Source organism: Desulfobacter latus (assembly GCF_013389365.1).
Taxonomy (GTDB): domain Bacteria; phylum Desulfobacterota; class Desulfobacteria; order Desulfobacterales; family Desulfobacteraceae; genus Desulfobacter; species Desulfobacter latus.
Map to the genome: position 1 here is coordinate 34,781 of NZ_JACADJ010000018.1, position 16,075 is coordinate 50,855.

The 16,075-nt window shown below is 45.9% G+C and carries 14 protein-coding genes, 1 tRNA gene and 1 pseudogene; all 16 read left to right on the forward strand.

Features of this window, described 5'->3' with window-relative positions:
• Positions 1 to 176: 176 nt before the first annotated feature.
• A pseudogene (locus HXW94_RS20325) lies at positions 177 to 413 on the forward strand (SUMF1/EgtB/PvdO family nonheme iron enzyme); the annotation flags it as partial.
• Between the two features lie 529 nt (positions 414 to 942).
• The gene (locus HXW94_RS07455; protein ID WP_178366266.1) at positions 943 to 2,148 is read left to right on the forward strand and encodes an AAA family ATPase; all 1,206 of its coding nucleotides are present in this window, start codon (positions 943 to 945) and stop codon (positions 2,146 to 2,148) included.
• Between the two features lie 15 nt (positions 2,149 to 2,163).
• Entirely contained in the window at positions 2,164 to 3,024 is an 861-nt protein-coding gene (locus tag HXW94_RS07460; protein WP_178366267.1) for a caspase family protein, read from the forward strand.
• Positions 3,025 to 3,109: 85 nt separating this feature from the next.
• Positions 3,110 to 4,273: a formylglycine-generating enzyme family protein gene (locus tag HXW94_RS07465; RefSeq protein WP_178366268.1), complete on the forward strand. Its 1,164-nt coding sequence runs from the start codon at positions 3,110 to 3,112 to the stop codon at positions 4,271 to 4,273.
• A 207-nt stretch (positions 4,274 to 4,480) separates the two neighbouring features.
• Positions 4,481 to 5,170 carry a hypothetical protein gene (locus tag HXW94_RS07470; protein WP_178366269.1) on the forward strand — a complete coding sequence of 230 codons (690 nt, stop codon included), beginning with the start codon at positions 4,481 to 4,483 and terminating at the stop codon, positions 5,168 to 5,170.
• 218 nt (positions 5,171 to 5,388) lie between these two features.
• Positions 5,389 to 7,026, forward strand: a complete 1,638-nt coding sequence (locus HXW94_RS07475) for an SUMF1/EgtB/PvdO family nonheme iron enzyme (RefSeq protein WP_178366270.1) — start codon at positions 5,389 to 5,391, stop codon at positions 7,024 to 7,026.
• Between the two features lie 296 nt (positions 7,027 to 7,322).
• Complete coding sequence (locus HXW94_RS07480) at positions 7,323 to 7,982, forward strand: PAS domain-containing protein (RefSeq protein WP_246293787.1); 660 nt, start codon at positions 7,323 to 7,325, stop codon at positions 7,980 to 7,982.
• A 142-nt stretch (positions 7,983 to 8,124) separates the two neighbouring features.
• On the forward strand, positions 8,125 to 9,678 hold the full coding sequence (locus HXW94_RS07485) for a DUF4384 domain-containing protein (protein ID WP_178366272.1): 1,554 nt from the start codon (positions 8,125 to 8,127) through the stop codon (positions 9,676 to 9,678).
• 9 nt (positions 9,679 to 9,687) lie between these two features.
• Positions 9,688 to 10,785 carry a hypothetical protein gene (locus HXW94_RS07490; RefSeq protein WP_178366273.1) on the forward strand — a complete coding sequence of 366 codons (1,098 nt, stop codon included), beginning with the start codon at positions 9,688 to 9,690 and terminating at the stop codon, positions 10,783 to 10,785.
• Between the two features lie 227 nt (positions 10,786 to 11,012).
• Complete coding sequence (locus tag HXW94_RS07495) at positions 11,013 to 11,606, forward strand: hypothetical protein (protein WP_178366274.1); 594 nt, start codon at positions 11,013 to 11,015, stop codon at positions 11,604 to 11,606.
• A gap of 18 nt (positions 11,607 to 11,624) precedes the next feature.
• Entirely contained in the window at positions 11,625 to 12,218 is a 594-nt protein-coding gene (locus tag HXW94_RS07500) for a hypothetical protein (protein WP_178366275.1), read from the forward strand.
• A 15-nt stretch (positions 12,219 to 12,233) separates the two neighbouring features.
• Positions 12,234 to 13,418, forward strand: a complete 1,185-nt coding sequence (locus HXW94_RS07505; protein ID WP_178366276.1) for an ATP-binding protein — start codon at positions 12,234 to 12,236, stop codon at positions 13,416 to 13,418.
• A 14-nt stretch (positions 13,419 to 13,432) separates the two neighbouring features.
• Positions 13,433 to 13,999, forward strand: a complete 567-nt coding sequence (locus HXW94_RS07510; RefSeq protein WP_178366277.1) for a hypothetical protein — start codon at positions 13,433 to 13,435, stop codon at positions 13,997 to 13,999.
• 272 nt (positions 14,000 to 14,271) lie between these two features.
• Positions 14,272 to 14,348 (forward strand) — tRNA-Ile (locus HXW94_RS07515).
• Positions 14,349 to 14,534: 186 nt separating this feature from the next.
• Positions 14,535 to 15,350, forward strand: coding sequence for a Nif3-like dinuclear metal center hexameric protein (locus HXW94_RS07520; protein ID WP_178366278.1), 816 nt, complete (start codon positions 14,535 to 14,537; stop codon positions 15,348 to 15,350).
• 14 nt (positions 15,351 to 15,364) lie between these two features.
• Complete coding sequence (locus tag HXW94_RS07525; protein WP_178366279.1) at positions 15,365 to 16,075, forward strand: zinc ribbon domain-containing protein; 711 nt, start codon at positions 15,365 to 15,367, stop codon at positions 16,073 to 16,075.

Sequence of the window (16,075 nt, forward strand, 5' to 3'; positions counted from 1 at the left end):
TGCCCGTGAACGTTAACGTCCTTGTGAACGTAAACGTATTTGTTAAAGCAGTTGATTTAATTTTGTGAGCATTGGGACTATTTTTATGATCTATCATTCTTCCGTGTACGTTCACGTTCACGTTAACGTTAACGTTAACGTGAACGTGAACGTGCACGGAAGAAGGGTCTGCCCGAAAAAGACAAGGCGCTGACCGTGTGATTCGCGGTGGCAGCTGGAACAATTCTGCCAGGAACGTGCGCTCGGCTAACCGCAACAGGAACACGCCAGACAACCGCAACAACAACCTTGGCTTTCGCCTTGTCTTCCAGTACGCCTGGTCCAAAGGAACCTGCCGGCCAGGGTATGATCCTGCCTTTATGAAGTTGGAAGTTAAAGGCAAAACAGATCAATTTGCCGGTGTTGGTAATTGACTCGTGGATGCGGGTGGTGAAGATTCCGGCAAATATTTTTAAAAGGAAGGCTGATGAAACAGCAAGGGCTGTTTATATGCTTAGATGCCTACATGGTTCAAAGCCCCGTTTTATCCGTACTCGTCCTCGTGAACGTGAACGTACTCGTACACGTAAATATAAACGAAGTAATAATTTATAATGTTAGATCATGAACGCAGTCTCAATGGTTACAAAATTATGTTAACTGCGTTAACGAATACGTTTTCGTTCACGAGTACGTTCACGTTAACGAGCACGAGGACGGATACCACCACGCAAGGGCGGTGAAGATTGCGGCAATATTTTTAAAAGGAAGGACAATGAAACAACAAGGATTATTCATAGGTGTAAATGAATACGAAAAAGATTCCGGGCTGGGTTCCCTTTCGACTTAAAACGCATCTTTTACGGTCGACAAGAACGCTGTGAGTTTTTTTGTTGATTATATCAAACAAAAAATATATTTATTTTAATTATATTGATTATAATAAACAAAAGGTGGATTGCCGTGGATATTCCTGAATACATCGAACGTCCGGTATACATAGACCGAATAATGCCTTATGTCCGAAAGGATATTATGAAAATCCTGGTAGGCCAGCGCAGGGTAGGCAAAAGCTATCTGTTGTTCCAGCTCATGGACCGGCTCTCTGCCCTGTACCCGGAAGACCAGCAGCTCTATATCAACAAGGAACTTCATGAATTCGTTGATATCCGCCATGCCCGGGATCTCCTGGAATATATAGCCTCCCGGCGGGATTTGGACAGACGTCTGGCACTTTTCATTGATGAGGTGCAGGATATTGATCAATTTGAAACCGCCCTTCGCAGCCTCCAGGCGGGTGGAGGCATAGATATTTTTGCCACAGGCAGTAATGCCAGACTGCTTTCCGGAGAGCTGGCCACCTATCTGTCCGGCAGGTACGTGGAAATAAAGGTATACGGGCTGACTTATGGTGAATTTTTAACTTTCCACAGGCTTGAGCAAGGATTGGACAGCCTGCAAACCTATCTGAAATTTGGCGGGCTTCCCTACTTGAAACATTTGCCTTTAGATGATTCAATTGTTTTTGATTATCTAAGCAACGTCTCAGATGCCATTATCCTCAAAGACATTGTTGCCCGGTACGATATCAGAAACGTTGCCTTTCTGCAGCGGTTATGCCGTTTTCTTGCAGATAACGTCGGTTCTCTGGTCACAGCGCGTAAAATCAGTACCTACCTGAAATCCCAGCAGGTCAAAATCTCCCACAACCTGGTCATTGACTACCTGTCATATCTCTCCAGTGCCCTGCTTGTACTTCCTGCAAGACGGTATGATATTGCCGGAAAGAAAATTTTTGAAATTGGAGAAAAATACTATTTTGAAGATCTTGGCATTCGCCATGCGATGATTGGATTTAACGCATCAGATATCAATAAAATTATTGAAAACGTAATTTTCACCCACTTGAAAACAGCTGGATACGATGTAACCGTGGGACAAATCGGTAAAAAGGAAACCGATTTTGTCTGTGAAAAGCAAGGAGAACGCCTGTACATCCAGGCAGCATACATGATTCCGGATGACAAGGTCCGGGATCGTGAGTTCGGCAATCTTCTTTCTATTCCGGATAATCACCCTAAAAAAGTGGTGACTATGGATCCGGTTACCGGCGGCACATACAAAGGTATTGAGCATATTCACCTTAAACAATTTTTGCTTTCTTTATGAATATAAGGAAAAAGAATGAAACAACAAGGATTATTCATAGGCGTAAATGAATACGAAAAAGATTCCGGGCTGGGTTCCCTTAAATTTGCGGAAAAAGATGCAGACCATATCTCCAGAATTTTCAGCAGCCGTTACGGGTTTGAGGTTGATACCTTACTGGGTAAAGCCGCCACCCAGGGAGGCATAGAAGGTGCTCTTGTAAATTACCAGGGAGGAGACTTGTTTGTGCTGTTTTATGCCGGCCACGGCGGAGAAAGCCACGGACAGTATAAGCTGTTTCCCAGCGGGGCAAGCGCAAACGGCCTCGGTGCTCTCGATTTTCGAGTGTTGTCCGATATACTGCAATATAATTTTGGTTTTAGAAAAATACTTATCCTGCTTGATGCCTGCCGCAACGAGAACCGGGTTTACGATAACAGGCGCAGAGCCAGCCCCGGATTTTATGCCAGCCGGGACATACAAGCGGCCCTGGTGGGGGAAAGCTATGTGGATATTATCTATGGCTGTGGAGAAGGGCAGGTAAGCTATGAAGCTGAGGAGTTGGGCCACGGGCTTTTTACCTATGCACTCAGCCAGGTGCTGGCAAACGGCCCTGAACAGATGCACTGTTCCTTTCTTCTTACTCATTCTTACCCGTCGAGTATGAATGATGAGAAATTCCTGCTTCATAGAGTGTGCCCGAACAAACTGCTTAGGTCTCATTTCCTCTCCACAGGCTTAAAATTCCGTAGAACCTACGGTATTTACTACTTATTGCTTTTTTGTGATGCACAACACAAAGCTTGGTTTTCGCGGTTGTTTTATGCACATAGCCCAAAAGATTTTACATGCTTCAGGTCTGTAAAGCATAACCCTATATCTTTTCAAAGAACTTAAGGAATTATAGCAGAAAGAATGATATTGTGAAAGTGAAAAATTAGTTGCTCAAAATGAAAAATAACAATGAAGTTTTAAAAAGAAAATGACTATAGTTGACCGCTCCCTTGATGTCGGCGGCCAGGCAGCAGACCGTGTAAGAGAATGGTGTGTCCGGAATAATAAGAAATGGCACCAGCACCCATCTGCGGTACAATGCCGGGCAAGTTATGAAGATCGTATTTTGCTGCGTACATGCGCGCCAAAGGCAGATAAGCAACCTGATGAACCGGATATTTTATCGCCATGTTATGTGCTTTGTCCCCTGTGCGGCAGGCGTAATGAAGAAATCAATACCTTTAAGTGCCCGTCCTGCGGCAAGGATTATCTGTGTTTAGTTCACCAGGATGCCGAAACATACCTTTGCGAACAGTGCGAAGCGGCTTATCAAAAAAAGAAAAGAGAGCAGGAACGTGTCCGGCAGGCACAGGAGAAAAGGAAGGAAGCGCTTAGAGTACAACAGGAAAGAGAACAAAAGAGGCGTGAGGCGGAACGCCTTGCCCGGGAAGGGGTATTTGGTAAAGCGTGGAAAGATCCCAAAACCGGCATGGAGTTTGTGTGGGTGCCTGGCGGTACTTTTGATATGGGCGATACCTTTGGAGATGGATTCAGTCATGAACAACCCGTACACGAGGTAAAGGTGGACGGGTTCTATATCGGCAAATATCAAGTGACCCAGGGGGAGTGGGTTAAAGTGATGAGTAGTAATCAGTCAAAATTTATGAGAGTAGACCGGTATCCAGTGGAGAGAGTAAGCTGGGAAATGATAGTAGAGCAATTTATACCGGAGCTGAATAAAATATCGAACTACACATACCGCCTTCCCACAGAGGCAGAGTGGGAATACGCAGCCCGCAGCTGCGGGAGAAAAGAGAAGTATGCCGGAGGAGATGATGTGAATGCTCTGGCTTGGTATGGTAAAGACCATACCAATAAGGTGGGTAAAATGAAACCCAACGGCCTCGGGCTCTATGATATGAGCGGGAATATGTACGAATGGTGTGAAGATGACTGGCATGCCAATTACGATGGTGCACCCAACGATGGTACTGCCTGGTTTGATTCACCCAGAGGCGCTGGCCGTGTGATCCGCGGTGGCTGTTCGCGCGATTCCGCCAGGAACGTGCGCTCGGCTAACCGCAAAATGTGCACGCTGGACGACCGCAGCTTCTATCTTGGCTTTCGTCTTGTCTTTCAGGCCGGCAAGTAAGCTAGTCTCCAGCCAAAGCAAAAATCCGAGTTCCGCAGCATCCGCTTTGCGGGACTTGGATTTCTGCTTTGGCTGGAGGCGGGGAAAATTTATAGGGGCAGCTATTAGCTATTGTTTGGGATTTGGGTAAGCCCGCAACATACAATAAAGCTAAAACCCCTAACTATAATTTAAGGCAAACACAATTTAACTTCATAAAGATGGACTATGAAAAAAGAAAAAATTATTGCTGCCAGTAATATTCTGAATAGAGATTTTTATTTAGACTATTTTGCCACTAGTGAAAATGCGCCCTTTTTAATAATGTATTATGGGGGCTCTGGTGTTGATAGAGATAAATATGTTGAAAGAAGCAAAACCATAATACCGATTTTTGATCAATATTTTTTTCAACTCAAGCAAGAGCTGGATTTTTCTTTTTGTTATATTTCATCGCCGCCGGACATCAATATAATAAAATTTGAAAATAGCGGAGATGAAGTTGAACGATGGTTTGAACATATAGAAAGTGAAGTCATGCCCTTGCTCCCTGATCTGCCTTTCTATTTTATAGGGTATTCGGGGGGTATCGCTTTGGCGACTTGTGGTATCCATTTATCTGATCGTTGTTTTGGTGGCGGGGCTTTGGGTGGCGATCAACTTCCTGACGATCTTGAAACAGGGTGTTTTTGGAAGGAACCACTGGCACTTTATTATAATTTGTCAGATCTCGTTTATCAAAAAAATGAATCTGTTATCAATGAGTTACAAGCGGATGAAATTGTGTACTGTTATCGAAGACTTCCCGGCACACACAACATACAGGATTATCTTGTCAATGAATCTTTTAGCGGCCAGATCAGGCGTGCTGGAAGACTATTTGCTGATTCCGCAAAGAAAAATTTCACAGGATCATAGCTTTCAGCCAACGCCCGTGCTCGTGAACGTACTCGTGCTCGTAAACGGATTAATAGTCCATAAATGTGAGATCATGAAAACAGTTTCAATGGTTATACAATTATGGCAACTGCGTTAACGAATGGGCTTTCGTTCACGAGTACGTTCACGTTAACGAGCACGGATACCAACACGCAAGGGCGGTGAAGATTGCGGCAATATTTTTAAAAGGAAGGACAATGAAACAACAGGGTTTATTCATAGGGGTAAATGAATACGAAAAAGATTCCGGTCTGGGTTCCCTTAAATTTGCGGAAAAAGATGCAGATCATATCTCCAAAATTTTCAGCAGCCGTTACGGGTTTGAGGTTGATACTTTGCTGGGTAAAGCCGCCACCCGGGCAGGCATAGAAGACGCCCTTGACAATTACCGGGGAGGAGACCTGTTTGTGTTGTTTTATGCCGGTCACGGCGGAGAACACCGGGGACAGTATAACCTGTTTCCCAGCGGATCAAATGCAAATGGCCGCCGTGCGCTGGATTTCAGCGTATTATCCAGGATACTGCAATATGATCTGGGCTTCAGTAAAATCCTTATCTTGCTTGATGCCTGCCGCAATGAAAACCGGGTTTATGATAACAAGCGCAGGTCCACCCCCGGGTTTTATGCAAGCCGGGATATAGAAGCGGTCCTGATGGGTGACAGTTATGTGGATATTATCTATGGCTGTGGAGAAGGACAGGTGAGCTATGAAGCCGAAGAATTAGAGCACGGGCTTTTGCGTACATGCGCGCCAAAGGCAGATAAGCAACCTGATGAACCGGATATTTTATCGCCATGTTATGTGCTTTGTCCCCTGTGCGGCAGGCGTAATGAAGAAATCAATACCTTTAAGTGCCTTTCCTGCGGCAAGGATTATTTGTGTTTAACTCATCAGGATGCCAATACCTATGTTTGCGAGCAGTGCCAGGCGGCGCATCAAAAAAAGAAAATAGAGCAGGACGGTATCCGGCGGGCACAGGAGAAAGAAAAAGAAGCGCTTAGAATAGAAAAAGAGAGACAGAAACAGCGGCAGCAGGAAAAAGAACAAAAACAGCGTGAGGCGGAACGCCTTGCCCGGGAAGGATTGTTAGGTAAAGCGTGGAAAGATCCCAAAACCGGTATGGCGTTTGTATGGGTGCCTGGGGGGACCTTTGATATGGGTGATACCTTTGGCGATGGGAAAGAAAATGAACAACCCGTACACAAGGTAAAGGTGGGCGGGTTTTATATGGGTAAGTATCAAGTCACCCAAGGGGAGTGGGTTAAGGTGATGGATAAAAAGTCTCCAGGATTCTGGAGTAAAATTATCGGCTTTGATCCTAATCCGTCAGATTTTAAGAAAGGAGACCGGTATCCGGTGGAGAATGTAAGCTGGAATATGATTGTAGAGCAATTTATACCGGCGCTGAATAAACTATCGGACCAGACATATCGCCTTCCCACAGAGGCGGAATGGGAGTACGCGGCCCGCAGCGGCGGGAAAAAAGAGAAGTATGCCGGGGGAGATGATGTGGATGCCCTGGCCTGGTATGATGATAATAGTAATAACTCAACCCATGAAGTCGGTACAAAGGCCCCTAACGGTCTGGGCCTGTATGATATGAGCGGGAATGTGTGGGAATGGTGTGAAGATGATTGGCACAATAATTACGATGGGGCACCCGATGACGGTACGGCTTGGATGGATTCTCCCCGAGGCGCTGACCGTGTGGTTCGCGGTGGCGGCTGGGACAGTTCTGCCAGGTACGTGCGCTCGGCTAACCGCGGCAGGGACACGCCGGACTACCGCAACGGCAACCTTGGCTTTCGCCTTGTCTTCCAGGCCGTCAAGTAAGGCAGTACCGGTCCGGTTCGGGCCGCCGGCCGGTGCAGAAAGCCGATAGGCCCGGAAGGCGGAGCCCGGGACTACGGATTTTTGCATCGGCCGGCGGCGGTGAAAATTTATACGGGCTTGGTTATTTCGGACTCATTCCTAATCCGTGCTCGTACTCGTGAACGTAATTCTCATGGATAGATAAAAAATGATAGCCGGGTAAAAGAAAATCGGCATTGATCTCGTCTAAAAATTTAACACCATAGACCAGGAGGAAAACATAAATTATAGAGATTTTCGGGAGATAAAATATTTTGATGAAATCATTGTTTGAAAAATTTAGTACAATATGTGTTTCTGAGGCTAAAAGTCAAGGACTAAATTCAGAAGAGGAACTTCACTCTGCTTTCAACGCCATGACGTCTGTTGTTTGGATTGTTGATAAAAATCACCATATCTTGAAGGCAAACAGTGCTTGCCGGGTTTTATTCAATCAACCTGATTCTGAAATAATCGGAAAAAAATGCTGGGAAATTGCGTACGGTACTGAAAAACCGATTGAAAAGTGCCCTGTTCTAGTTGAAAAATGCCCTGTTATAAAGGCCGGTCATAGTTTGCAACAAGAATCTATTGAAATTCAAATTAATAAGAAATGGTTTAAGGTATTTGTCGACCCGATTCTCGACGCCAGGGGGAAACTCTCCAAGTATATAAACATCATTATGGATATTACCGAGTTTAAAGAAGAAACGGCATTTAAAAATGTAAAAACGCTGAGTGGTCTTCTTCCTATTTGCTCTGTATGCAAAAAAATTAGAGATGACAAAGGATGTTGGAATATTTTAGAAGAATATATTGAAAAACATTCTGATGTTTCTTTCAGTCATGGCATGTGTCCTGAATGCTCTGATAAATTATACGGAAACGAGGAATGGTACATTAAAATGAAAAACAAAAACAAAGATGATAAAAAATAATTTAAGAGTATAGGAATTTCCAGTACCCAGTACCCAGCACCCAGCACCCACTACCCAGTACCTAACAGCCCGCCCAAAGGGCGCTAATTTAACATGGGAGCCCGGACGTCCGGCCCGCGCTCCCGCCCAGGAGGTCCAAGGCATGAATCTGATTGCAACAATAAAGGATATCCTGAAACCGCAAAAACCCCAGCGTACCGGGGTGACCAGGAAAAAATGCCATTTTGTTATTCCATCCGGTGAACTGGCCATCGTTCAAACCAATGGTAAAACCCGTATCTGTTTCCCTTTGGGAACTGCTGAACAGACAATTGAATGTTCTGGAAAATCACTGGTTTTTACCTTTCTGCGCACCTTTTCTGTGCAGGTACAGTGCAGCAATATCCCTTTTTCAGGGGGGCATATGGGAAACATGAGCTTACAGCTTGTCCTGGGGCTTGTTACCCCAAAGCAAGATCAAGCCCACCCAATGGCATCCGCATTATCCGGAGATTTATCCCAGGCGTTGTTTGGACAGATCATTGGATCAGCGCTTGAGGCCACCATCACAGGGCCTTTGGCGCAGCTTGCCGCCAATTTTGAATACAAGCCCGGACAGGGACAGGATCAGATTCAGGCCAAGATCATACAGTTATTTCAGGATAGTGTTCTTAAAAACAGCTTAAAGGATATTGCCGGAATCTATGTTGCAGGGCAGATCAAAGTCACTTCCCTAGGTGTCCCGGCCCTGGATGATTATTTTCATACCAAGGTCAAAGCAAAAGAGGAACAAAAGAAAAGAGAACTTGATCATGAGATCCGTTCCGCCCGGGAACAGGCGGAGTTTGAGGCTGCCCTGGAAAAAAAGCGGCGTGAACATGTCCGGGATCTGGCAGCACTGAATCATGAAAAAGAGCTGGAAAACATCCGGTCCCGGGCTGAAGTTGCAAGACAGATCGAAAAACAGAAAATTCGATGCGAGCAGGCAAAGGCCCAAAAGGCGGAGGCGGAGGCTGAAGCGGAACAGCTCAAGCTTGGACACCTGGAAAAAGAATTTTTTAAGGCCGGAGCCTATGAGGAAAAAATTGATCTTCTGGAACGTAATCTTCATATCGTTACAGAACAATTGGCGGAACGAAAGGCAGCGAACTTGACCCCTGACCCGGAGACCAGGGATATGCTTGTTTTATCGGCGGTGTGGCGGGCCCATGACGTCCAGGGTATTCTTATTCCCGATATTGGTGTTTGCCCCAGCCTGCCGTCGGGTTCCATGGTGGATGTCCAGGTTACAACCAGTAAAGATGCCTGGGTGTATATCCTGCTCAAGGGCTCCACCGGCACATGGCAGTGTCTTTTGCCGGATCTGGCGGATTTTATGGGTATTATGCGTACAAACCGCCAGCAGGCAGGTGTGCCGACCATCTGGCCCGGGGTGAACAGGGATTATCCGTCCTGTCCGTTCTGGATACTTGATGAAGATCCGGGTGTGGAGCGTATCATGGTGGTGGCCAGTGAACAGGAACTGAACATTACTGATCACCTGGCTGATGCCCGGGTTGCCATGCTGCGGGATCAGACCGCCATAAGGGGCATGACCAACCGGGTCCGGGGCGCGCTGCCTGAACAGGCAAGCGACTATCACAGGGCTGCGACCCTGCTTGCCGGTGCGTATGGGAATGGGGGCGTTAATATGGAAACTGTTATTGTCCATACTTAGGGGACACCAATGAAAACAAATACAGAAGCTAAAATGATTGAAAAAAAGTTTGGACAGGATGCCGGATCAGGCAAAGATTTTATCCGACATGCAGCCGGGATGGAAAAACAGTTTTTAGAAGGGGCCAGGGCAAGTCTTTTTGCCATGGCCTCACCCCTTGCCAAAGACCTTGTGAATGTTAAAAAAGTAATCCCTGAAGAGGCCGGCGCAGACAGCCAGCGTTTTATGGTGGAGGAAGCGCTTTGTGTGCAAGGTGCTGACAGTGATTTAAAAACGCTTATGCCGGTCAATTCCGAGCAATGCTTTGATTTAGTCAAAAAAGGATGGTTCGGCAAAAAGAATGTTCTCCGGGTGATTTTTAAAAGTTTTGCCGCCACCCGGGTGCTTGAAAAGATGGGCGCAAATGATGTGGTCCTGGATGTGAAAACCGTGAACCGGCATTTGCAGCGCCTTGCCATGCAGGCAAAGGATACGCCCTGTGCGTTTCTTGTGTTTTCTCCTGATCCGTGGCCGGCCTCAATTCTTGATGCCGTCTCCGTAAAGCAAATGAAATCCCTTGTGTTTTGCCGGCCTTCGGACAACACGGCCGGGGAACTGATGTTCAGCGCGTCTGGTGCAGATATATCCTGGCCGGTATGGTGCGCGTTATCTGCCGATGCTTTTGAAAAAAGGGTGCAATATTATTATCATCAGCTCTTGCGGCATAAATGTGACAATGATCCTGAAACTGTGCTGCCGCCGGAACAGTTGATGCAGATTCTCGGGGTCCCCCAAAAGATCTTGCTGCCGTTACTGGCGCAGATATGCTTGCTTGACACGCATCTTGAGATTACAAAAGACAAAGGGATTGCCATCAAGGTCAATGATAAGGATGCCTTTTGCTGGAAAAAACTGAAAGCACAATTTTTTGAGGCGTATAACCAAAATCCGGATACGGACGTGCTTATTAATGTAAACCGGGAATCCGACTGCTATTCCCGGGATCTGCTGGATCGTATCAGTGCGGACAGATTCCGGGGTGATATGAAATATATTGAAAAAGAGGGGCGGGTGATTGCGCTGCGTCTTGAGAACGCAAATCAATGGGTTGAAGATTCAATTCGTTAATACTTTTATTTGTACTTGTCTTCGGGAAATATTGTGCTCGTGCTCGTGGACGTTCACGTGAACGTGAACGTGAACGTTAACGTTAACGTTAACGTGGACGTGGACGTTCACGTGGACGAGAACGGTTATTGTACTATAAAGATAAAATATGACAGCCAGGTAAAAGAAAATCAGCATTGCTTTCGTCTAAAGATTTAACACACCATAAACCGGGAGGAAAAGAAAACATGGGACAGGGACTTATTTCAACCGTTAAAAAGATATTGGGAAACTCAGGGGTCAAAGATGTGCGTATGGAAACCCAGGAAGATCTGGAACTTTGGCTTGATGAACGTAAACGCTACAGGGATATGAACAAGCTTGAGCTGCGCAAGATAGAAGAAAAGCTTGACCTGTTGTTCGACCAGGAAGAAAAGCAGTTAAAAGCTTATGGAAACACAATCCCTAAATCCACGCGCAGAAAAATCTGCCTTGAAAAAATCAGTCGTCTGCGCAAGGAGATCAGCGGTTTTAATGATGTGCGCACCATCCGGGAAAAAAATATTGATGTCAATGCAACCTTGTTGCTTGAAATAGAAAAATCAAAGGCTGTGGGGGATCTGGGGCTGGATATGGAACAAACCGAAGCGATTCGGGAAAAATGCGAAAAATCCATTGAGGATTGGGGCATGAAGACCTTTAGTTCAATGGATTCCTGGGCCACCAACATATATCAGGATGACAGCGCCCTGGATGATCTGGAAAGGGAATTGGACGGCATAAACATACAAGGTAATGACGAATTAGACGATCTGGAAAAATCACTGGATCTTGATGTTTAACTTGATCAAGGAGACAAAATGAGCTGGTATTCAAACATGGCAAAACAATTGGGAATGAAGAAAAAAGAGTATTTTGACTTGACTGGGGATGAAAAACAAAAAGCGTTACGGGAAATGAAGCTTGGGCAGAGAAATCTGGAGCAGAAAATCACCCTGGGTGAAAGAGAAATGAAAGATATTGCCCTTGAGCTTGTGAAAACATCAAAATTCAAGGCCCCCATGCTGATCAGTAAGCTGCAGCAGAGAAAAGCTTTGATGGCTGCGCGCCATAATGCGTTTTTTACCCGGGGCATGCAGCTCAACGCACTTGAAATTTGTATTGAGCTGGAAGGGTTATTGGGCAGCAGAATGGATAAGACCATATTAAAACAAATGGAAGCCCTTTCTCCCTCCAAACTTGCCGAGATTCTCGATTATTTAAAGAAACAAACCAATATCCAGGACATGAATGCAGAAGAGATTAAAGATATCATGGATGGATTTATCGCAAATGTAGATAAAAATGTGGACAGGGATCTTCTGGAAATTGTGGGCGAGGTTCAGGACACCGTTCTTGATAAATCCGACCTGAGCGACGAGGAAAAAGCAAAACAGATCCTGGATATGGTCTGAACAGGAGGATAATCCATGACTTATCTTGGTGACAGTATCGGGAAAAAGGTGGCCCTGGCAACCCTTTCAGAGCAACAGGGCAACCGGGAAAAAGCAGCTCAAACCTGGCAGGAAGCGGCTGAAATGATGCAGGTATTTGCCATTGATGCGCTGTCGGACAATTCGAAAACACGCAGGTTGGCCAAAGCCCGTGAATATGCCCAAAACGCAAGATCTTTGGCCACAAAAGCCTCGGACCAGAGTACGGTGCAACCCCAAACCGGCCGGACAACACCGGCCGGGGAAGAAAACCATGATAACAATCCCTATCGCAAAGAGGTGCGGGGTTTAAAGTTTTCTTCCGGAATCCACTGGGATGATATCGGCGGGCTTGATGAGGTCAGGGACGAGCTGGAGAGTTTTTTCGGCATATTTCTTGCCCAAAAACCCGAAGGGGTTGTGATTGATTCCTTTCGCAATATTATGCTGTATGGTCCGCCGGGCACAGGAAAAACCATGATCGCCGCTGCCATCAGCAACCAGCTTGACGCTGTTTTTTTCAATGTAAAAGCCTCGGATCTGACGTCCAAGTATTTTGGCGAGTCTTCCAAGCTTGTCAATGCCCTGTATGATGAGGCCCGCTCTGCCGCGGATACCGGGTTATCCATTATTTTCATTGATGAGTTTGACTCGCTTTGCCGGGCACGGGAAGGGGATACGTCCGGGGCTGAACAAAGAATTTTAAGCACAATTCTATCGGAACTGGACGGATTAGCGGAAAAGGGCGAGGACAAGGGGGTGTTGACCATTGCCGCCACCAACAGGCCGGATACATTAGACCAGGCCATTCGCAGCCGGTTTCAAAAGCAGTTTTATATCCCGTTGCCCGGGGAGCAGGCCCGTACCGATATATTAAAAAAAATCATCACCAAAAGCGGCATGACAGCAGGGTTTGATGTGGAAAACCTTTCGTCTGAAACAAAAGGATTCAGCGGCCGGGACCTGCAGGGGATTTTCCGGGGGGCCATGGCCAGGATGGTGGCGCGTAATAATACGGCCATAAAGGATTTGATCCGCCAAGGGAAACAGGCCGTGGAGAAATATACCCTGAAGGTCAGCGCACTTCTGGAGCGTGATTTTTTAGAAGAGATTGAAAAAATAAAGATAGATCCGGAAACCACAAAGAAAAACAATGACTTTTATGCCCGGTATCGCGGCTGACAGGGAGGAAGGCAATGGGGTTGTTTGAATCCAAAGAGGTTAAGCGGGCCAAGCGGGAGGTGGCTATCCGCATGGCCCAGAAAAAGGTGGCCGGCTTTGTTGCAGAATGCAGGAAGATGGCAGGTAAGTACACAGAACTGGCAAAACGTGCATTGGCACTTGACCGGCAGGCCCAGTGCGATCAATACTTGATGCAGCGTCTGCAGTATGAGCAGCAGGCAAAAAAATGGGATGCCTTTCTTTTGCGCATGGAAGATTTGTCCATGCGCGGCCAGATGAGCAATGCCATGACCGGCATACTTGAGGGCATTCAATCCTTGAACAGGGAACTTCGCGCCGGTGTTTCCGTGAAAAGTATGACCAAGGCCATTACCGAGCTGAATGTAAGCAAGGAAACGCTGGGACAGGCTGAACTGCAGCTTTCATCGGCGATGGAGCAGATGGATTTTGATCTGCATTCTGAAGATGATGGTATGGATTATGCCATTCCTGTGGAGATGGCACAGACGATTAATTCACTGAGGTCTGAATTGCTTGACGAGGTTGCAATCCAGGAGATGCTTGAGGAACGGCATGGATAGTTTAGGGCATACGAATTTCCGGTAGGTTGGGTTGAGGAACGAAACCCAACGCCGATAAGTTGTTGGGTTTCACTTCGTTCTACCCAACCTACGCTGTGGCTGATGTTATGACCAAACGCTATCTTTGTAACATTTAGTCACAACATACAGACGCTTTAGACGTAAAAAGTGCTTATGGCAAATATCCTAAACACAATTAACACTTGACAGTAAACAGGTGTTACTATATATATCTCAAATTTGCTTGTAACGCAGTATCAAAGCGGCTTTTCGGGCCTATAGCTCAGTTTGGCAGAGCCACCGGCTCATAACCGGTCGGTCCCTGGTTCGAATCCAGGTGGGCCCACCAAAGAACTTATTCATTTATGAGGTCTTAAACAGGAGGGGAAGCCGATTGATATGCTGAAAAGAGGGGATGAATGACCAGGTCATACATGGATATGCCTGTAAAGCACTACGAAAATAAACTGAATCTAAAGCGTGGAGTGTACTCCACGCTTTTTTATTTTGAGACGTATAATATATAATTAAAAATATGCCCACAGTAAAACAGGTTATTGATATTATAAATCAAATTGCGCCTTTTTCCCTGGCTGAATCCTGGGATAATTCAGGGCTTCAGGCCGGTGATCCCGGGTGGCCGGTGTCTAAAATTCTAATTGCCCTGGATGTGACGGACAAAGCACTTGCTGAAGCGGAAACGTTGGGGTGTGACATGCTGATTACCCATCATCCTCTGATCATGTCACCTGAAAAGAAAATTGATTTCAGCAAGATGCCCGGCGCAGCGATTCTGATCAGTGCCGGATCCCGGATTGCCGTCGTAAGCGCCCATACAAATCTGGATAAAGCCCGGGACGGTTTGAACGATTATCTGGCCCAAAAATTGGGAATCGTTTGCACCAATGTTTTTATTGCCGATGCAATGCAAAATGAATCTGTCGATCAGATGCTGGGGATTGGGCGTATCGGGCGGCTTGACGGGGCCATGACACTTGAACAACTGGCTTGCCGGATTAAAGAAAAATTGGGAGTTCCCCGGGTAAGAATTATTGGAAATCCCGGGAACATGGTATCAACAACAGCGCTGTGTTCGGGGTCAGGCGGCTCTTTGACAACTCAATTTTTAGCATCAGGAATGGATGTATATATCACAGGAGATTTAAAATACCACGAGGCACGGGATATAGAAGGCCATGCTAAATCCGCTGTCGATGTCGGCCACTTTGGTTCCGAATCCATTGCTGTTGAGCTTTTGAAAAAACGCCTTGGTCGGATATTTGAGGCCGAAAAATATGAAATTGTAATTCATACATATGATCAGGAACAAGATCCATTTTTAACCATATGAGGATGTAACACCTTATGTCAAAACCAGATATATCCACCCTTGTAAGACTTCAAGAGGCTGAAACCGAAATAGTCCGTCTTAAGGAGGTATTGTACGAGGTTGAAAAAAAGAAAATCAAGCTGGCATCCAGGCTTAAACAGTTTGCGGCAGCACTTGAGGAAAATACAGAAGAACTTGAAAAGCTTAATAAAAACTGCCTTGACAGTGAAAATGAAATTAAAATTGTTGATGCACGTATTATTAAAAGCAACGAAACCCTTCGCAATGTAACGACCAATAAAGAGTATCAGGTGTTGCTCAGGGAGGTGGATGATAACAAAAAAAGAAAAGATGCCTTAGAGACAGAACTGTTACAGATCATGGAAGAGCGGGAAAACTCCCAGGCGATTGTGGATGAAAGTACAAAAGAATATCAGCAGCTTGAAGAGCAGGTCAAGGCGGAACAGAATCAGATTGAAGAACAAACCACTAAGGACCGAAAGCGTCTTGAGGAATATCTTGAAAGTCAGAAAGAGATCGGTGCAAGTCTGGATCCTAAACTTTTAGATCAATTCAAACGTATTTCCAAAATGAATCAGGGATCTGCTGTTGCCCAGGCCCAGGATCAGGTATGTTTAGGGTGTTTTATGAATATTCCGCCCCAGCTGTATATTGAAGTTCAGCGCGGAAGTAAGTTAATATTCTGTCCCCAGTGCAGCCGAATTCTTTATTATGAGAACGGCTGA